The organism is Kitasatospora sp. NPDC056800 (assembly GCF_042789775.1).
In the GTDB taxonomy this organism is placed as follows: domain Bacteria; phylum Actinomycetota; class Actinomycetes; order Streptomycetales; family Streptomycetaceae; genus Kitasatospora.
On record NZ_JBHUAL010000129.1, the window covers coordinates 1 to 16,719 of the forward strand.

Genomic DNA, 16,719 nt, shown 5'->3' on the forward strand with positions numbered 1-16,719 from the left:
ACCCGGCCGACCTCCTCGCGGACCCGGCGGCGCAGTTCCGGGTGGCGTGAGAGCAGGATGAACAGCCAGGCGGCGGCCGCGCCGCTGGTGTGGGAGCCGCCGATCAGCAGGGAGGTCACGTCGTCGTGGAGCTGCCGCCGGTCGGCGCCGGCCGACAGCCGGGTCAGGCCGGCGTTGTGCGGGTCCGCGTCGATGAGGGCGTCCACGACGCCGTGGATGTCGTCCAGGGCGGTGCGGTAGCGCGCCCGCTCGCGGCCGGGCAGCCGGTCGAGGAGCGCGGCGGCGGGCCCGTAGGCCCTGCGGCCCACCCCGGCGACGACGACCGGCAGGGCCCGGTGGACGACGGCGGCGAAGCCGGCGGGCAGCGGACGGCCGAAGAGGGTCGCGGCCACCACGTCGATGGTCAGTCCCGCCATCTCGGCGTTGAGGTCGAGCCGTTGGCCGTGGTGCCAGGAGGCGGCGCGGGCGGTGGCCAACTCGGCCATGGTGTCCAGGTATCCGGGCAGACGGGCGGCGCTCAGGAGGGGCTGGACGACGCGGCGACGGTCCCGGTGGTGGGCGCCGTCGGCCACGGCGACGCCGGCGCCGAACAGGGGGCGGGCCTTGGTGAAGATCTCGCCGCGGTCGAACCGCCCTCCGGGCCCGGTCAGCAGGGCCATCACCAGGTCGGGGTGGTTGAGGAGGTAGGCGGGCCGCGGGCCGATGCGGAACTCGACCACGTCCCCGTACCGGCGCTGGGCGTCCAGGAAGGCCAGCGGCGCCCTGGCCAGGCGGAGCGCGTGCCCGAGGAGTGGGACGGCGCCCGGGGCCCGGGGCGGACGGCTGCCGGTGGGGTCACCGGAGGCGCCACCGGAGGCGTCGTCCGTGGAGGTGTCAGTGGGTGTCGGCACGGGGATCCTCTCCCGTCGTGATCGTTCCGGACCGGTACCGGGGCGTGCCCAGGCCCCACTCCAGGTGGCCCCGGGCCCAGCCGAGGAGCGCCTCGGCGCAGTGGTCGGCCTGCCGCCGCGGGCCGGGCGGCACGGCCAGCGCGCGGGTGAGGTCGGACAGTTCCCGGCGGGCCCGCGCGTGGGCGTGCAGGCGTTCCTCGAAGGCGTCCGTCACGAGGAGGGCGGCGGCGTGCCGGTCCGTGCCGCCGTGGTGGGCGGTGACGAGCACCAGGTTGTGGGGGTCGCCCTGGGCGGCCTCCTTGTCCACGGTCATCAGGTCGTTGGTCCAGCACACCAGGTCCGCCGCCGCGACGAGGAGATCCTGGAACGGACGGGAGTAGTACAGGGACGAGGGCAGGACACAGCCGTCCGTCCGCTCGACCAGGTCGAACGAGGGCATGATCGCCCCGAAGGCCCGGCGCCAGGCGGGGAACCCGTCCAGGCGCGGGACCTGGGCGGCCTGCCGGTGGGCGGCCTGCCAGACACAGGCGGACAGGTAGTCGGCCACGTGGCGGCGGAACCGCAGGATCCAGGGGGCGGGCATGCCGTCCGAGACCCGCTCGACGATCTCCGCCAGGGCCTGTCCCACGGGCGAGGTGGGCTCGGAACCGCACGAGACGATGCCGAGCGGCTCCCGCAGGTACCCCTCCAGGAGGTCGGCGTCTCGCCCCAGTTCGTCCTCGTCGATCCGGTCGTCGAGGAGGAACAGCCAGGCCATCCACATCGCCACCAGCACGCTGTCCGGCCGGTCGGCCCGTGGATGGCACCACGCCGCCAGCAGCCCGGGGCGGATGCGTGCGAGGTTGCGCAGCTCCGCCGGGGTGTCGCAGAGGCCGGCGGCCTCGGCCCAGCGCAGAGCCTCGGCGTCGGCCGCGTCGGCGTGGGCGCCGCGGTGGGCCGTGACGTCCCGGATCGCGGATTCCCTGAGCGCGTCGGTCGTCACGCGGGCTCCTGGTCCGGCTGTTGTGCCGTCTGCTTCGGTCGGTGTGTCGTCCGGTCCGGCCGTTGTGCCGGCGGGCGTACGCCCCACATCGCGACCATGGCGTGCGCCGTGTCGACGAACCCGGGGCGGCGCAGGTGGGTCAGGGCCTCGGCCCCGTCCGCCTCCGCGAGGACCCCGGTGTGCGCCATCGCCGGCAGGAGATCGGCGATCGACAGCGCCCACGCCCGTCCCGCCGCGTTCGTCGCGGTCAGCGTCGGACAGTGCACCCGCATCCCCACATCCACGAGCCCCAGGCCCCGCAGTGGGGCGGGGAACGACCGGGCCCAGGCCGACACGTCGCTGCCGAGGGTCGTGGCCAGGGTGGTGGTGACGGCGGTCCCGAGACGCCGTACGACCGGGTCGGGGGAGGAGGAGGCGGGGAAGAACGAGGGGTCCTCGATGTACAGGCGGCCGCCCGGCTTCAGCCAGGACGCCATGCGCCCCGGCAGCGCGGCACGCTCGGGCAGGTGGCACAGGACGCTGCGGGCGACGACGAGGTCGAAGGTGCCGGGCGGGAACCCGTCGGTGCGCACGTCGTGCCGCAGCACGCGCAGCGCCGGGTGGCGCAGGCCCGTCAGGAAACGGAGGTCGGTGTCGGTGGCCGTCACCTCGCCATCGGGGTGGCGGCGGGCGAGCCACAGGGCCAAGGTCCCGGCCCCCGCCCCGATTTCCAGGCAACGGGCGTCGGCCGGCAGGTCCCAGCGCGCCAGATCACCCGTGGTCGCGGGGTCGCAGGAACCGGCCAGGGCGTCGAGACGGTCCGTCTGCGCGGGGTGGGCGAAGGCGAACACCTCCTCGCCGTACGCCGGGAGTTCACGTTCTTCCGGCGCTTCCTTCCGCATGCGATACCTCCTTTTCCCTTTTGATATGACCAACGCCTTTCGATTTGGGCCAGCAGGTTTTGACCAGACCGGCGCCCTGCGATCGGACCGGCGGTTTTCCGATTGGACCAGCGTTCTCGCGTCTCCCTCTTGACGACACGCCAGGGCGCTCAGTGCGGCGCACCGGATTTCATGCTTCGCTGTGCGCGCGGGAGACAGCGGCGGGCGGCGCTGGGCCGTGGATACGGCGAGGCGGGCAGCAGATCGAACGGCCAACTCCACGCATTTCCACCGCATTCCAGCCCGAGCAAAAGAAACCCGGGTGACCGGGATGTCCGAGGAGGCGTCACATGGCCGAAACCGCCACCGAGAACCGGGTGATCGTGGTCGGATCCGGAATCGCCGGAACGGCCGCCGCCTTCCGGCTGCGCCAGGCCGGCCGCGACGTCACCCTGCTCGAAAAGGAGGACCACGTCGGAGGCCGGATGTCCTCCCGCGAGGTTCCGGTCGGAGACGTCCGGTACCGACTCGATCGCGGCGCGAGCTGGCTGTCCCGGAACTACGCCCCCATGATCCGGCTCCTGGAGGACGCGGGGATGGCGACCCGCATGCTCCCGTGCTCGGACGAACTCGGCGTCCTGCGCGACGGCCGCGTGCACCGCCTCTCCCTCGTCAAGACCTCGGGACTCCTGAGCACCGGACTGCTCGGGTGGCGCGCCAAGCTCAAGGCCGTCAACCTGCTGCGCGACCTCGGGGCCGCCCGCCGCCGACTGCGCTGGGAGGACCTGTCCGGCGCCGCCGGGATCGACGGGGAGAACGCCCGGGAGCATGCCCTGCGCCGACTCGACCGGGAACTCCTGGACTACCTGATCGAGCCCCTGTGCAGCACCCAGTTCCTCGTACCCGCCGAGGAGGTCGCCGCCGTCGGCGCCTTCTGCATCATGTGGGGCACCTTCGGAGCCGCGAGCTTCACCTTCGACGGCGGGGTCGGCCGCCTCCCCGAACACCTCCTCGCCACCCCCGTGATGCGCTCCCCGGGCACCCGCCTCGAACTGGGCGCCCACGTGACGGAAGTGCGGGCGGAAGGGACCGGGGTCGAGGTGGTGTGGGAGCGGGACGGCGAGGTCCGGACCGAACGGGCCCGCGCCTGCGTGGTGGCCGTACCCGCCCCGGCCGCGGCCCGGATCGTCACCACCCTCGACGCGGACCAGCGCCGGTACCTCGACGGCGTCCGGTACGCCAGCGACGCCCACGTCACCTTCGGGCTGCGCCGGGCACCCGTCGAGACGGCACTGGGCGTCGCCGTACCGTGCCGGGAGCACCCGGACCTCTGCGTCGCGCTGTACGAGCACAACCTCGGCCCCGGCCGGGCGCCCGTCGGCCGGGGCCTGGTCACCCTGGTCTTCCGGCACCACTGGAACACCGCCCGGATGCACCTCGACGACGAGACGGTGATCGCCGACGCCCGCAAGGCCGTGGGCGAAGCGCTGCCGGACCTGGCCGCCCACATCGACGAACACCGCGAGATGGCGGTCGTCCAGCGGTGGGAGCACGCGGTCCTGGCCCGCCCGGCCGGCGGATACCGGGACCTCGCCGCCTTCACCGCGGGCCTGGACCCGGCCTCGCCCGTCCAACTCGCCGGGGACCACTTCGCCTACAGCACCACCAACTCCTCGCTGGCCACCGGCGAACGTGCCGCCCGCCGCATCCTGGAGCTGCTCTCCGCGCGGTGAGCGGGCGCGGCGGGAACGCGAAGGAACGCGAAGGAACGCGAAGGAACGCGCGGGAACGCGAGAGGACCCGGGAGCGTAGCCTGCTCCCGGGCCCCTGTTTGCCGCCCAATTGCGCACACCGGCACGTTTAAGGGTCGCGGATCAGGTTGAAATCGACGCGTTCTACCTTTGAACTACCGTGCCACGGAGCGGCACAGACAGGACTTGAACCTGCATTCGTCGATATTCGTCCGCACCCGGTCGATCCGGTGTTCGGCGGCGAATGCTGAGACTGGAGCGAGAGTCTGAGATTGACAGGGCCTGCCTCTGCCTGATTGGGCTACCCCGGCCGGTGGTGCCGGGGGGAGGGCTCGAACCTCCACTGTGACCCCTGGTCAGCTTCAACGTCAGTGTCAGCTTTTCGCACCGCGCACGGGCCCACCCATCCGGCTTCCCAGGCAGGGGACTTGTCGCGCTCGGCGCACCCGCCCGGCTCCCCGGGCGGGCGATCATGAGGCTACCGGAACAGGTAGCCGAAGACGGCGTCACCCACCCGCTGGTCGGTGACCTCGACGGCGTTGGCCTCCTCGCGGGCGAACTTGACGGCCTGCTGGAGCTTCTCCACCCGCTCGGCGAGCTCGTTCACCCGGCGGGCCGGCAGCGCGCCGGAGAACTTGACCGTGGTCCAGTAGCCGACCGCGACGTCCTCGTAGTAGACCTCGACCTGGGCCGGGTGCTTCTCGGTGGCCTCGGCCTTGACGTGGTTGCGCGGCACCTTCTTCGTCCGGATGGTGCGCACCGGCTCGGTCTTCCAGGCGTCGGTGGACGGGTCGAGGTTCCAGGACTCGGAGGCGTCCAGCACCGGGAGCTTCTTCACGAAGGTGAACAGGTCGGTGAGCTGCTTCTCCAGGAAGAGCAGGTACGGCACCGGCACCCGGGAGAGGAGCACCTGGCCGTCCACCACGACGTCGGCGCGGGCGTCGATGTTGGCCCAGTCCTTGGTGGCCGTCACGTCGAAGAGCCGGGTGAGGGTGTTCGCGGTGGACCGCAGGATGTCCTCGGCCTTCAGCTGCACCCGGGTCGACTCCGGCGGCAGCTGCTCGCCCTCCTCGTCCTTGGGCTGGTACGCGCGGGAGATCCCGGCCAGCAGCGCGGGCTTCTGCAGGTCCTGGTGGGCCTGCGTCAGCTCCTGGAAGGACTTGGACTTGACGCCCTTTTCAACGGCGATGATCTGGTTCAGCTTTGCCACGTCCGGGACGCTATCAGTCCCGGACTGATCGGCGACACCCAATTATCGACCGGCTGTTCGGCGCGGACTTGAGTCCAGATCGGCACCGTCCGTGCCGGGGCCCACGTGGTGCCGACCCCCGGTTGTGCGGTCCGTCCCGCGCCGCCGCCCGCCGGGTGGCATCAGCGCTCCGGCGCCGGGAATGTATGAGGGGTTGTCCGGCATCGGGCCGTGACGATCCGGAACCGGCCCCGGACTCGGCCGGGGCGGGTACGAAGGAGCGGCGGCCATGGGCGAACCGGACGGCAGGACGGCACTGGTGACGGGCGGGTCGCGCGGGATCGGGCGGGCGGTCGCGCTGCGGCTCGCCGCCGACGGGGCGTTGGTCGCGGTGCACTACGGCGGCAACGAGGAGGCCGCCGCGGAGACCGTGGAGCTGATCGCCAAGTCCGGCGGCCGGGCGTTCGCGGTGCGGGCCCGGTTCGGTACCAGTGGTGCGCTGGACGAACTGTTCGAGGGCCTCACGACCGGGCTGGCGGAGCACGGCGAGGACGGCCTGGACGTCCTGGTGAACAACGCGGGCGTCCACCTGGCCGGTTCGATCGGGCAGATCACCGAGGAGGAGTTCGACCGGGTGATGGCGATCAACGTCCGCACGCCGGTCTTCGTGATCCAGCGGGCCCTGCCGCTGCTCCGGGACGGCGGGCGGATCGTGAACGTGGCCTCGGCCGCTGCCCGGATCGGCTCGCCCCTCCAGATCGGCTACAGCGTCAGCAAGACGGCACTGGTGGCCCTCGCCGCGCCCCTCGCCAACGAGCTCGGCCGGCGCGGGATCACCGTGAACACCGTCAACCCCGGCGTGATCCTCACCGACATGACCTCCGCGTGGACGAGCGCCCCGGAGGCGATGGCCGGACTGGAGTCCATCACCGCCCTGGGCCGGATCGGCCTGCCGGAGGACGTCGCGGACGTCGTGGGCTTCCTCGCCGGCCCGCAGGGCCGCTGGGTGACCGGCCAGGCCATCGACGCCTCCGGCGGCACCTACCTCGGCCCGATCCCACCGGCGTGACAGGGACCGGGCCCCCTTCGGGGACGTATGGGCGGTCCCGTCACCTGGGCGGGTGAGGGGCGGTCCGTTCGTAGACGGCCCCTCCGGGGATGAACCATCCTGCCTTCTTCCGGACGGCCGGGCTCGGGTCCTGCGCGGAGGACGTGCGCAAGGCGGCGACGGCTCGGGCATCGGTGTGGGCGAACTTGCCGACGAGCTCGGCGGCCATCGCCCTGGCCCGCGGGTCGGGGTCGGAGGCCAGGTGCCGCAGCGCTGGCTCGAGGACCCGGTCCGCGCCCGGTGCGCACGTGTCCCCCTTGCACCGGTCGCACGCCAGGGCGTGGAACGCGGCGATCCTGACCCGGGCGTCGGGATCGTCGGCCATGGTGATGAGCTCGCCCATGGACTCGGTATCGACCAGGTGGTCCAGAAGCCGGCAGCAGCCTTCCCGTACGGCTGCGCTCTCGTGGGACAGGCCGGCGCGGATGGCACCGAGCGCGTCCTCCGCGCGCCGCAGCAGCTCCCGGTAGGCCGCTACGGCACGTTGCGGGTCGCCCAGGCACGAGACGAGGGCTTCGTTGTCGGTCCTGACGAATCCGAGCATGGGCTCAGTGTCGAACCACGCGAGGCGGCCGGGCAAAGGGATTTCGCCTCGGCGGAGGGGCCGTCGGGCTCAGTGGAGGGGCTGCTGGAAGAGGACCTCCGGGTACGCCGTCGACGGGCGGTCGAGCAGCCGCTGGGGGATGCCCTTCAGTTGCAGGTCGAAGAAGGCGCCCACGTAGGACCGGGTGATCTTCTCGGCGCGCAGTGGGGCGAGTGTGGCCTCGGGGTCGGGCAGGCCCGCGCGGGCGCCGATGAGTGGTGCGTCGGTGAAGCTGCCGTGGTCGGAGCCGGCCACGGACAGCCAGCGCTTCCAGCCGTCCGTGCGGGACCAGGCCTCGTTCCAGGTGGTGTCCCAGCCCGAGGGGTTGTGGACGGACTGGGTGCCGAGAAGCAGGAAGGGCCGTCCGCCCAGGCCGCCGGCGGGGAACGGGTCGAAGAACTTGCCGTCCATGTTGACGCCGGCGCGGATCCGCCGGTCGGCGGCCATTGTGCTGGCCGCGGAGTTGCCGCCGATGGAGTGCCCGGCCATGCCGATCCGGTCCCGGTCGATCATGCGGGCGTGCGGCCAGGCGGGGCGGGGGCCGGTCAGCTGGTCGAGGACGAAGGAGATGTCCTTGGCCCGGCTCGGGGGGACGGCCGCGATCTTGTCGTCGTTGAGGTCCTGGCAGACGGCGCAGGTCAGGGTGCGCCCGTCCGGGAAGGTGGTGCCGGAGGTCTCGTAGGTGTGGTCGACGGCGGCGACGACGTACCCGCGGCTGGCCAGGTCCTCGGCGAGGCCGGTGAGGGTGCCGCGGGGGAGCGTGAACCCGGGGGAGAGGACGACGAGCGGGTACCTGCCCGGCGCCGGGCGCGCGTCGGTGCGGGCCCACGGGTGGAGGCCGGTGGCCGCCTCGGGCGGTATGGTGCCGCCCGGCACCTGGAAGTCCAGCAGCAGCCGGGCCTCCTCGGCGGTCAGGTACGGGGTCGCCGGACCGCCCGTCCCGGGGCGGGCCGGGTAGTACATCGACACCATCAACTGCCGCGCCCCCGCGGCCGGCACCCACGGGTCCGGGCGGTCCCGGTCGACGAGGTGCAGCGTGCTGCGGCCGACGGCCTGCGATCCCGTCGGTCGGGGCAGGTCGAGCTCTGCGGCGGACACCTCCGCCGAGGAGGCGGCGGGAGCGGTGGCGGTGGCCGCGAGCGCCGAACTCGCCCCGGCGATCGGTAGCGGCAGGACGAGGGCGAGCACGGCGGCCACGGCGGTGCGACGGAGTCTGGTCATGTGAGAAACGGTAGGTCGCGAACTCCGATCCGACCTCGCCGTGAAGACTGAGACACCGTCATCTCCGCGGCGTAGCAACGCATCACCTCCGCGGATGACAGGAGCCCGCGATTCCCGGCCGGACGGTGGGCAACCGGGCAGCGGGCGTACTGCGCATGCCGTACCCCGGCAGCCGTTCAAGGTGTTGCGGGCGAAGGCGTTCGCCCGCGCCCGAGCGAGGGCGGTGGCACCGGCCGGACCGGTTGCCGGTGCTCAGCGGCGGTACGCGGCCGTCGCGAGCTCGACGAAGGACCGGATCAACGGGTTGGTGTCGCCCTCGTTCCATGCCGCCAGCACGCGGCTCGGCGCCATGTCGGTCAGCGGCACCACGGCCAGCTCCGCGGGCAGGTCGTGTCCGAGCGGGGCCAGGCCGACGCTGCCGTTCCACAGGACGGCCTGCTGGCACTCCTGGACGGTGCGCACCACGGCGCCCTCGCGCGGCCTGCCGCCGTTCCAGTACGACTGCCAGACGGGGTCGGTGCCTTGGGGGAACTGGAACCAGCGGCGGTCGTCCAGTTCGGTGAGCCGGAGTCGGCCGCGGCCGGCCAGCGGATCGTCGGCGCGCAGGACCACGCCGACCGGGTCGCTGCGCAGCGTGCGCACTGTCAGGGCGGTCTCGTCGAACGGTGCCCGGGTGAGGGCGACGTCGACGAGTGCGGTGCGCAGCCCGCAGGTGGGGTCGGTCAGATCGGTGTCGCGGATGCGGATGTCGATGCCGGGGTGGCGTCGTCGGTAGGCGGCCGCCAGCCTGGTCGCGCCGGGGTCGGTGAGGTTGCCGAGGATGCCGACGGTGATGGTCGCGGCGCCGGCTGCCGAGCTCACGCGGGCACGGACGCGGTCGGCGTGGTCGAGCAGGGCCCGCGCCTCGTCGAGCAGCACCGTGCCCACCGGGGTGAGCGAGACGCCGGCGGGCGAGCGGTCGAACAGCAGGGCCCCTACCTCGGCCTCCAGCTGCTTGATCGCCCGGCTGAGCGGCGGCTGGGTCATGTGCAGTCGGGTGGCGGCCCGGCCGAAGTGGAGTTCCTCGGCGACCGCCACGAAATACCGCAAGGTACGAAGCTCCACGCTGCAACGATACCCGTCGGGTATCGATACCGCAGGACGGGTCTTGGACACCCGTGAGGCCCCGGCGGTGCACTGGTGGACATGAGCGAAGAGACCACGCCCGAAGAAGCCAGAACCGAAGAAGCCACGCCCGAAGAAGCCATGGCTGAAGGAACCAGGACCGAAGAGACATGGAGCAACGGACCGCAGGTCGGCCCCGCCCTCTCGGTGGTGGGCCCCGGCGGCGGCGAGACGATCGTCCTGGGCACCACGCGCATGCGCGTCCTGGAGGACGGCAGCCACACCGGGCACCGCCTCGCGATCGCCGAGTCCGTCCTCGCCCCGCACACCCAGGGACCGCCGCAGCACCGCCACGCCCAGCACGACGAGGGCTTCTACATCCTCTCCGGCACCGTGCGGTTCACCGTCGGGGACGAGGACCACGACGCCACCGCGGGGACGCTCGTGATGGTCCCGCCCGGTACCCCGCACACCTTCGCCAACCCGACCGACCAACCCGCCACCATGCTCAGCACGTTCACCCCCGATCTGTACGTGCAGTACTTCCGGGATCTCCAGCAGGTGCTCGCCGACGGCCGGTCGCTGACGCCGCAGGCCAATGCCGACGCGATGAGCCGCTACGCGACCGAGCCCGCCACCGACCTCGCCTGAAGCAGTCGACCGGTCCCCGTAAACCGGTGACACGTGAACAGGAACACCGAACGGAAACCATGAACACCGCCTACTGGATCCTCGCGGGCCCGCTCGCTCTCTTCTACGCCTACGCGGGCACCCTGAAGGCGACCCGCAGCCCCGACCACCTACGACCGATGATGGCCTGGGTGGACCGCGTACCCCTGCCCGCCCTCAGGGCATTGGGGACGGTCGAAGTGCTCGGCGCGATCGGCCTGGTCCTGCCGCCGCTGACGGGCGTCGCGCCCCCGCTGGCATTGGCGGCGGCCGTCGGCCTCGTGCTGCTCCAGGCCGGTGCGGTCGCCGTCCACCTGACCGGCGGCGACCGCCGGATCGCGCTCAACCTCGGGCTCGTCACCACCGCGGCCGTGACCGTCTGGCTGGCCGCCGGACTCTGGTAGGGCACTGCCCTCCACCAGTGCAACCGCTCAGATCGGCAGGTTCCAGCCCGGGCCGTCCTCCGTACCGATCCACACCCGTTGTCCGGCTGCCGAGACGGTGATCCCGAAGCCTTCCTGGTGCGGCTCGCCGGCCCGCTGCCACAGCCGTACGGCCTCTTCGACGCGGTCCCACAGCCGCAGCGGGCCCCGTTGGGTGACGGTCCATCCACCGTCGGGGCGGGGCGCGGTGCGGGCCTGGGAGCCGGTGGCGACGTCGGAGAGGATCTGGGTCGCGCCGTTGCCCATGCGTTCGGCGGAGGGGGCGGCGAGCTGGGCGACCCAGCTGCCGGTCCAGGTGTCGACGACGGCCGGGTCGATCAGGCTGGGCCGTTCGTCGCCGGGCAGCATGGCGAGGGTCGAGCGGGGCGGGCGGTCGTGCGGGCGGGCGATCATGAAGCTGGTGTAGCCGGGCAGGAACCGGCCGGTGGCTTCGCCGGGGCCGGTCACGGTGAGCTCGGCCAGGCCGGAGGCGTAGCTCCAGCCGGACAGGGTGACCAGGATGCGGCCGCCCGGCTTCACCTGGTGCAGCCAGGGCATCGGCAGGTAGCGGACCGAGCAGGTGGCGATCAGCCGGTCGTAGGCGCCGCCGCCGGGGTCTCCGCGCAGTCCGTCGCCGACGAGGAGGCGGGGCCGGTAGTCGGCGGCCCGGAGTGCGGCGGCGGCGCGTTCGGCGACCCGCGGGTCGTACTCGATGCTGGTGAGGTTTCCGTCCCCGAGCCGGTGGGCGCCGAGGGCGGTCGAGTAGCCGGTGCCGGTGCCGATCTCGAGGACGCGGTGTCCGGTGTCCGTGCCGAGCCGCTGCCACATCCCGAGGACGAGGGACGGCAGGGTGGAGGAGGACGACGGGGCCCCGACCACCGGTTGTCCGTCCGCCTCGTCCGCGCCGGTGTGGCCGTCGAGTTGGGTGATGAGCGTCCGGTCGGTGTAGATCCCCTCCAGCCAGCCGGGGTCGCCCTGCCGGACCGGCCGGTAGGCGGTCGGGTCGCTGCCCTCGACCGGGAGGAAGTACGCCCCGGCGAAGGCTTCACGGGGGACCGCTTCGGCCGCCTTGATCCATGCCGGGTCGGACAGCGCGCCGTTCTCGGCGAGGTCGGCCGTCAGGGCGGCGCGCAGCTCTTCGGACGTGCTCATGCGTCGGGGCCTCTCTGCAGCTCGTCAGCGAGTGCGTGTGCGATGCGGTCGGTGGTCTCGGGCGGTTGCCAGGCCCACTGGCCGTTGGGGTTGCATTCGAGGAACGACCAGGTGCCGTCCGGCGTGACGGCGAAGTCGAACGCGCCGAACACCAGCCGGAAGTGGCCGAGGTAGTCGGCCACGGACCGCGCGACCGGTTCGGGTACGGCGATCGGCGTGCAGGTCATCAGGTCCTGCCGGTGGCGCCAGTCGAGGTCCGGGCTGTCGATCCGCACGCCGAACAGCCGGTCGCCGACGGCGGTCACCCGGGCGTCGTACGCCTTGGGGACCCGGGCCTGGAACAGGTGCGGGCAGGCCCGGACCGCGTCCGTGATCTCCTGCGCCCGGACGTCCCGCACCCACACGGCCCGCGGTTCGCCGTCGACGGAGTACGGGGTGTTCCACACGGGCTTGTAGACCGCTCCGGCCCGCTGGAGGGCCACGAAGTCCCGCGCCTCCTGCGGGTCGTTGGTGATGAGGGTGTCCGGGACGGCGAATCCGGAGCGCTGCGCGGCGGCGAGTTGTGCGGGTTTGTGTTCGGCGGCGCGGTTCGCCCACGGGTGGTTGACGTAGTGCGCCCCGGGGAGGGAAGCGAGGATGCCGCCCGCGCCCCACACGGACTGCGAGGCCGCGAAGCGGCGTTCCGGGCCGTCGAGGTCGGCCGGCCCCTCGTAGGGCGAGGCCCTGCGCACCCACACGGCCCCCACCTCGGTGAGGTCGAGCTCCCGGCTCGGGGTGCGCAGGGTGCCCCGCCGGCCGTCCGTACGGAACGAGGCGGTCAGCGAGGCGCCCGTGTGCAGGTCGGTGCCGGGGTCGAGACGGACCACGGGGGAGCGGCGGTGCGCGAGGACGCGCAGGACCACGTCCGCGGTGACGTCGTAGGGGTTGGTCAGCACCAGCACCGGCCGACGGTGTCTCGGCGTCAACTGCCGCTCTGGTCCTGGTCGTAGGACTCGGTGCTGTCGGCGTCTGTCGCACCGCCCGGCGCGGCCCCGTCGCCGGGGCGGGTGCTGGTGGGGGTGAGTCCACTGGTGCTGGTGCCGTGGGAACCCAGTTCCACCGTGCGGCCGTCCTCGTCCACGACGACCGCGATCTGCGTCTCGGGGTCGATCACGGGCGTGAGCGCCGGGAGCGTGGCAGTGGTGGCCGCGTACGGCGTCATCCTGCCGATGCCCCACGGTACGGGCGTCTGCGTCATGCATCCTCCTCGTATCGATGGTGCCGGTTCACTGGCGACCACTTTGCTGGTGCACGAAGGTGCTTTCAAGCCCGTTCCGGCGGACGGAATATGCCAGGTTGCGGAGGCGATCTCCCGGGCCCCGCCCCGACGGCCACGGGGCGTGGGCCGTCGGCGCCGCCGGCCCGTGGCCCGTCTGCGAGCGCTGCACCGGGGACCGGTCACGGCCGCCGTCGGGCGGGTGGCCGTCGGGGCGGCGCCCCCGGCGGGCGGTGCCTGTGGTGTTCCGTCCGGGGCAACGGTTGGGGCGGCTTGGCGGGTTCACCGTTTCGAGTAGAGAATTCCGGAAAGAGAAGTTGCCTGGTCAAGGGCGTGCGGTGAAGCCGGAGTTGTGAAGTGCGCATGGCATTTCGACGACTTGCCGCCGGCCCGGATCCCGCCAATGCAAGGAATTCGCTCAGTGCTTAGTTGATTCGTGCGAATCCCTTCCGTTCCTCGATCGAATCTGACAGCATCGTCCGCTATCCGGCGACCGATTGCCGGTGATCAGTGCGCCGCACGCGACCGCGATCGCGGCCGCCCCTGCTGCTGTCGGCCTTCCTCATCGGACGCCGCCGTCGAGACGTGGCCGCCCGCACGCGCCACGTGGAGGAGATGTGACCACCCAGGCCGGCACCCGCGTGCCCACCCCCGACACCGCCCGGCGCCCCGCGCGCTGGGTCCGCACCAGGCTGTGGGCGAACCCGCTGGCCGCGCTGCTCATGGCGGCCCTCGCGTTCGTCACCGTCTTCCTGGCGGCGGCCTTCCCCCTCGTCATGGACCGGGGCGCGGACACGGCGCTCCAGTCCTTCGTCAGCGAGAAGGGCGTCAACCCGACCAGCCTGCGGACCACCTCCAAGACGCGGGAGGACGACAGCATCGCCGAACTCGACCGGGTGCAGCGCCAGCTCGTCGAGCAGGTCGACGGGCGGCTGACGCTGTCCCCGTCGGGTCAGGCCTACGGCGCCCGCGCCCTGGCCGACCGCTACATGACCAACCCGGGGTACGCCCACCTCTCGGACAAGGAGCCGTACCCGGCCCTCAGCCTGCTCTACCTGCACGACCTGGCCGCCCGGGCCACCCTCACCGACGGCACCTGGCCGACCCCCGGCGCCGTCGGCGATCCGCTGCCGATCGTGGTCAGCAAGAAGGCCGCCGAGACCATCCGCATCAAGCTCGGTGACGTCATCGACAACGGCGACGAGGGCGCGGGCGTCCGGCGGACCACCGTGGTGGTCGGCCTCTACGAGGTCAACGACCCCCAGGACCCCTTCTGGGACGACCTCGGCTGCCCGGCCCGCGCCTGCCTGAACACCGACGCCGAGCACGAGCACTGGACGACCAGCGGGTTCGTCGACGGCGGCAGCCTGCCCGCGTTGGTCCACTGGGGTTCGAACGCCGAGAACTTCTGGCGGCTGCCCGTCGACCCCGCCTCGCTGCACGCCGACCAGCTCGACCGTACCCGCGGCGTCATCACCTCCTTCCTGACCGGGCACGACGCCACCGTTCTCCACGACGCGATCGGGCGCCCCGACCTGCACACCGTCTCCGGCCTGCGCGACGTCCTCACCAGGGCGGACGAGCGCTACCGGGCCTCGCTGCCGCTCAGCGTGATCGGACCGGTCGGCGTCGCGGGCGTCGCCACCGTGGTGCTGTTCCTGGCCGCCGCGCTCACCACCGACCGGCGCGCCGCCGAGATCCGGCTGCTCCGGGCCCGCGGCGGATCCGTCGCCGGGGTGCTGCGGCGGTTGATCGGCGAGGGGGCGGTCACCGTCCTGCCCGCCGCCGTGCTCGCCACGACGCTCGCCCTGGTGCTGCTGCCCACCCCCCGGTGGGACCGCGCGGTGCTGGCGGCCCTGGTCGCGACCCTGATCGCCCTGCTGGGCTTCCCGGTCCGCGCGGCCCTGCTCTGGGTGCGCCGGCGGCCGGTCAGCGGACGACGCCGACTGGTCGGCGAACTCGCCGTCCTGGCGGTCACCGCCGCGGCCGTCGCGGAGGTCCGGCGCCGGGGCGTCGGCCACCCCGGGGCCGGAGTGGACCCGCTGCTGGTCGCCGCGCCGCTGCTCCTCGCCGTCACCGGCGGACTGCTGCTGGCCAGGATCGAGCCGGTGGTGGTCGGCCGGCTGGCCGCCCTCGTCGGCCGGGGCCGCGGCCTGATCGGCTTCCTCGGCCTCTCCCGGGCCGCCCGCGACGCCTCGGGCCGCCGCAGGCCCTCCGTGCTGCCGCTGCTCGCCCTGCTGATCGCCGTCACCACGACCGGCTTCGGCGCCACCGTGCTCGACACCGTCGACGACGTGCGGACCCGCGCCGCGCGCATCACCACGGGCGGGGACATCGGCGTCTCCCTCCCGGACTACGCCACCCTGACCGAGCCGTTCACCAAGGCCGCGGCCGCCCTGCCGGGCGTCCGGACCTCGACCGGGGTCTGGATGGAGACCAAGGCCCGCGTCTTCGGCGGCGACCAGGACTACACCGAGGCCAACCTGGTGGTGGTGACCGATCCGACGGCGTACGCCGAGATCGCCCGGGCCCTCGGGGTCGGCGAGTTCGACCCGGCGAAGCTGGCCGGGACGCCAGGCGGCCGGGACACCCCGGTGCCCGCCCTGGTCAGCCGCGACCTGGCCCAGCACCTGGCCGCCGGGCCGTCCCGGGTGCGCACCCTCAACGGCAACGACCTGCGCCTCACCGTCGCCGACACCGTCGGCGCCACCCCCGCGCTGCCGGACCCGGGCAAGCCGTTCGTCGTCGTCCCCGCCGGCCCCACCTGGGAACGACTGCCGGACGCCAAGCGGGTGAACCAGTGGTTCGCCGTCGGCGACATCGACCCCGACCAGGTCAGGACGGCCCTGCGGGACAACGGCGGAGCCAGGCCCGTCGGTCTGGCCAAGCTGATCGCGGACGGCTCCACGGCCACCGGCAAGGACACCCACGGCCTGCCCGCCGGGTACACGGTGCACAGCAGCCGGGAGACCGCCGCCGCTCTCGGCGCCGACCCGCTGCAGCACGCCGCCGAGCAGCTGTTCTGGTACGCGGCCGCCGCCGGAGCCGGATTCGCCCTGCTCGCCGTCCTGCTGACGCTCTTCCGGGCCGCCCCCGACCGCACGGCCGTGCTCGCCCGGCTGCGCACCATGGGCCTGCGGCCCCGGGACGGGCTGGCGCTGATCATGACCGAGGCGCTGCCGCAGACCCTGGCGGCGGCCGTCGGCGGCGGCCTGGTCGCGCTGGCGGCGGTCGCCCTGCTCGGCGGCGCCTTCGACATCTCGACGCTGGTCGGCGCCAAGGTCGGGGACGTCATCACCCCCGTGCTGCTGCCGGTGCTGCTGCCCACCGCGGGCCTGGCCCTGCTGGTCGGCCTCGGGGTGGTGCTGGAGACGCTGGTCGCCGGCCGGCGCCAGATCGCCACCGAGCTTCGGGCGGGGGAGCAGGCCTGACGGCGGGACCGGCGCCGGGAAGCCCCGTCGTCGGTCCGTCACCAGGAGCAGTCGGCCCGTCACCCGGATCACTCGAAGAGGCGATTTCGGCGCGGTGACGCC

Annotated in this window: 15 protein-coding genes; 5 read left to right on the forward strand and 10 right to left on the reverse strand. The window is 73.1% G+C overall.

Annotated elements, in window-relative coordinates:
- The 3 genes from ACFRQN_RS25505 to ACFRQN_RS25515 all read right to left on the reverse strand — a co-directional run.
- Window positions 1-890, reverse strand: an 890-nt coding sequence (locus tag ACFRQN_RS25505) for a cytochrome P450 (protein ID WP_380742359.1), incomplete at its 3' end; no start/stop codon positions are given.
- On the reverse strand, window positions 874-1,872 hold the full coding sequence (locus ACFRQN_RS25510; RefSeq protein WP_380742361.1) for a terpene synthase family protein: 999 nt from the start codon (window positions 1,870-1,872) through the stop codon (window positions 874-876). The genes ACFRQN_RS25510 and ACFRQN_RS25505, both read right to left, overlap by 17 nt.
- On the reverse strand, window positions 1,869-2,753 hold the full coding sequence (locus ACFRQN_RS25515) for a class I SAM-dependent methyltransferase (RefSeq protein WP_074003265.1): 885 nt from the start codon (window positions 2,751-2,753) through the stop codon (window positions 1,869-1,871). The genes ACFRQN_RS25510 and ACFRQN_RS25515 overlap by 4 nt, the downstream gene beginning before the upstream one ends.
- Window positions 2,754-3,082: 329 nt before the next feature.
- On the opposite strand from ACFRQN_RS25515, the gene ACFRQN_RS25520 reads away from it, so the two are divergent.
- On the forward strand, window positions 3,083-4,465 hold the full coding sequence (locus ACFRQN_RS25520; protein WP_074003264.1) for an NAD(P)/FAD-dependent oxidoreductase: 1,383 nt from the start codon (window positions 3,083-3,085) through the stop codon (window positions 4,463-4,465).
- Between the two features lie 496 nt (window positions 4,466-4,961).
- On the opposite strand, the gene ACFRQN_RS25525 is transcribed toward ACFRQN_RS25520, so the two are convergent.
- Window positions 4,962-5,693, reverse strand: a complete 732-nt coding sequence (locus ACFRQN_RS25525; protein ID WP_049649138.1) for a hypothetical protein — start codon at window positions 5,691-5,693, stop codon at window positions 4,962-4,964.
- A 268-nt stretch (window positions 5,694-5,961) separates the two neighbouring features.
- Between ACFRQN_RS25525 and ACFRQN_RS25530 the strand changes: the two genes are divergently transcribed.
- Entirely contained in the window at window positions 5,962-6,741 is a 780-nt protein-coding gene (locus tag ACFRQN_RS25530; RefSeq protein WP_074003262.1) for an SDR family NAD(P)-dependent oxidoreductase, read from the forward strand.
- Between the two features lie 40 nt (window positions 6,742-6,781).
- On the opposite strand, the gene ACFRQN_RS25535 is transcribed toward ACFRQN_RS25530, so the two are convergent.
- The 3 genes from ACFRQN_RS25535 to ACFRQN_RS25545 all read right to left on the reverse strand — a co-directional run bounded on the left by ACFRQN_RS25535 (window position 6,782) and on the right by ACFRQN_RS25545 (window position 9,688).
- A complete protein-coding gene (locus ACFRQN_RS25535) occupies window positions 6,782-7,324 on the reverse strand; it encodes a HEAT repeat domain-containing protein (protein ID WP_074003329.1) in 543 nt (180 codons plus the stop codon).
- Window positions 7,325-7,393: 69 nt separating this feature from the next.
- Entirely contained in the window at window positions 7,394-8,584 is a 1,191-nt protein-coding gene (locus tag ACFRQN_RS25540; RefSeq protein ID WP_380742365.1) for an alpha/beta hydrolase family protein, read from the reverse strand.
- Window positions 8,585-8,836: 252 nt separating this feature from the next.
- On the reverse strand, window positions 8,837-9,688 hold the full coding sequence (locus ACFRQN_RS25545) for a LysR family transcriptional regulator (RefSeq protein WP_380742367.1): 852 nt from the start codon (window positions 9,686-9,688) through the stop codon (window positions 8,837-8,839).
- Window positions 9,689-9,829: 141 nt separating this feature from the next.
- On the opposite strand from ACFRQN_RS25545, the gene ACFRQN_RS25550 reads away from it, so the two are divergent.
- Window positions 9,830-10,339 carry a cupin domain-containing protein gene (locus ACFRQN_RS25550; RefSeq protein WP_380742369.1) on the forward strand — a complete coding sequence of 170 codons (510 nt, stop codon included), beginning with the start codon at window positions 9,830-9,832 and terminating at the stop codon, window positions 10,337-10,339.
- 59 nt (window positions 10,340-10,398) lie between these two features.
- Window positions 10,399-10,761 carry a DoxX family protein gene (locus ACFRQN_RS25555; protein WP_380742371.1) on the forward strand — a complete coding sequence of 121 codons (363 nt, stop codon included), beginning with the start codon at window positions 10,399-10,401 and terminating at the stop codon, window positions 10,759-10,761.
- A gap of 27 nt (window positions 10,762-10,788) precedes the next feature.
- Here ACFRQN_RS25555 and tgmC read toward each other — a convergent pair whose 3' ends face one another.
- Genes tgmC through tgmA form a run of 3 tightly spaced genes read right to left on the reverse strand, consistent with a single transcriptional unit; the run spans window position 10,789 to window position 13,168 of the window.
- Window positions 10,789-11,931, reverse strand: a complete 1,143-nt coding sequence (gene tgmC / locus ACFRQN_RS25560) for an ATP-grasp peptide maturase system methyltransferase (protein ID WP_380742373.1) — start codon at window positions 11,929-11,931, stop codon at window positions 10,789-10,791.
- Window positions 11,928-12,872 (reverse strand): ATP-grasp ribosomal peptide maturase, encoded by a 945-nt coding sequence (gene tgmB, locus ACFRQN_RS25565; protein WP_380742375.1) that lies wholly within the window; start codon window positions 12,870-12,872, stop codon window positions 11,928-11,930. The genes tgmC and tgmB overlap by 4 nt, the downstream gene beginning before the upstream one ends.
- A gap of 20 nt (window positions 12,873-12,892) precedes the next feature.
- Window positions 12,893-13,168 (reverse strand): putative ATP-grasp-modified RiPP, encoded by a 276-nt coding sequence (gene tgmA / locus ACFRQN_RS25570; RefSeq protein ID WP_049649147.1) that lies wholly within the window; start codon window positions 13,166-13,168, stop codon window positions 12,893-12,895.
- 635 nt (window positions 13,169-13,803) lie between these two features.
- Between tgmA and ACFRQN_RS25575 the strand changes: the two genes are divergently transcribed.
- Window positions 13,804-16,617 carry a hypothetical protein gene (locus ACFRQN_RS25575; protein ID WP_380742378.1) on the forward strand — a complete coding sequence of 938 codons (2,814 nt, stop codon included), beginning with the start codon at window positions 13,804-13,806 and terminating at the stop codon, window positions 16,615-16,617.
- The last annotated feature ends 102 nt before the right edge of the window (window positions 16,618-16,719 follow it).

Excerpts from the sequence above, each read along its gene's own strand:
- ACFRQN_RS25515 (WP_074003265.1), bottom strand. The coding sequence starts at position 2,753 with ATGCGGAAGGAAGCGCCGGAAGAACGTGAACTCCCGGCGTACGGCGAG.
- ACFRQN_RS25520 (WP_074003264.1), top strand. The coding sequence starts at position 3,083 with ATGGCCGAAACCGCCACCGAGAACCGGGTGATCGTGGTCGGATCCGGA.
- ACFRQN_RS25530 (WP_074003262.1), top strand. The coding sequence starts at position 5,962 with ATGGGCGAACCGGACGGCAGGACGGCACTGGTGACGGGCGGGTCGCGC.
- ACFRQN_RS25535 (WP_074003329.1), bottom strand. The coding sequence starts at position 7,324 with ATGCTCGGATTCGTCAGGACCGACAACGAAGCCCTCGTCTCGTGCCTG.
- ACFRQN_RS25540 (WP_380742365.1), bottom strand. The coding sequence starts at position 8,584 with ATGACCAGACTCCGTCGCACCGCCGTGGCCGCCGTGCTCGCCCTCGTC.
- ACFRQN_RS25550 (WP_380742369.1), top strand. The coding sequence starts at position 9,830 with ATGGCTGAAGGAACCAGGACCGAAGAGACATGGAGCAACGGACCGCAG.
- ACFRQN_RS25555 (WP_380742371.1), top strand. The coding sequence starts at position 10,399 with ATGAACACCGCCTACTGGATCCTCGCGGGCCCGCTCGCTCTCTTCTAC.
- tgmC (WP_380742373.1), bottom strand. The coding sequence starts at position 11,931 with ATGAGCACGTCCGAAGAGCTGCGCGCCGCCCTGACGGCCGACCTCGCC.
- tgmA (WP_049649147.1), bottom strand. The coding sequence starts at position 13,168 with ATGACGCAGACGCCCGTACCGTGGGGCATCGGCAGGATGACGCCGTAC.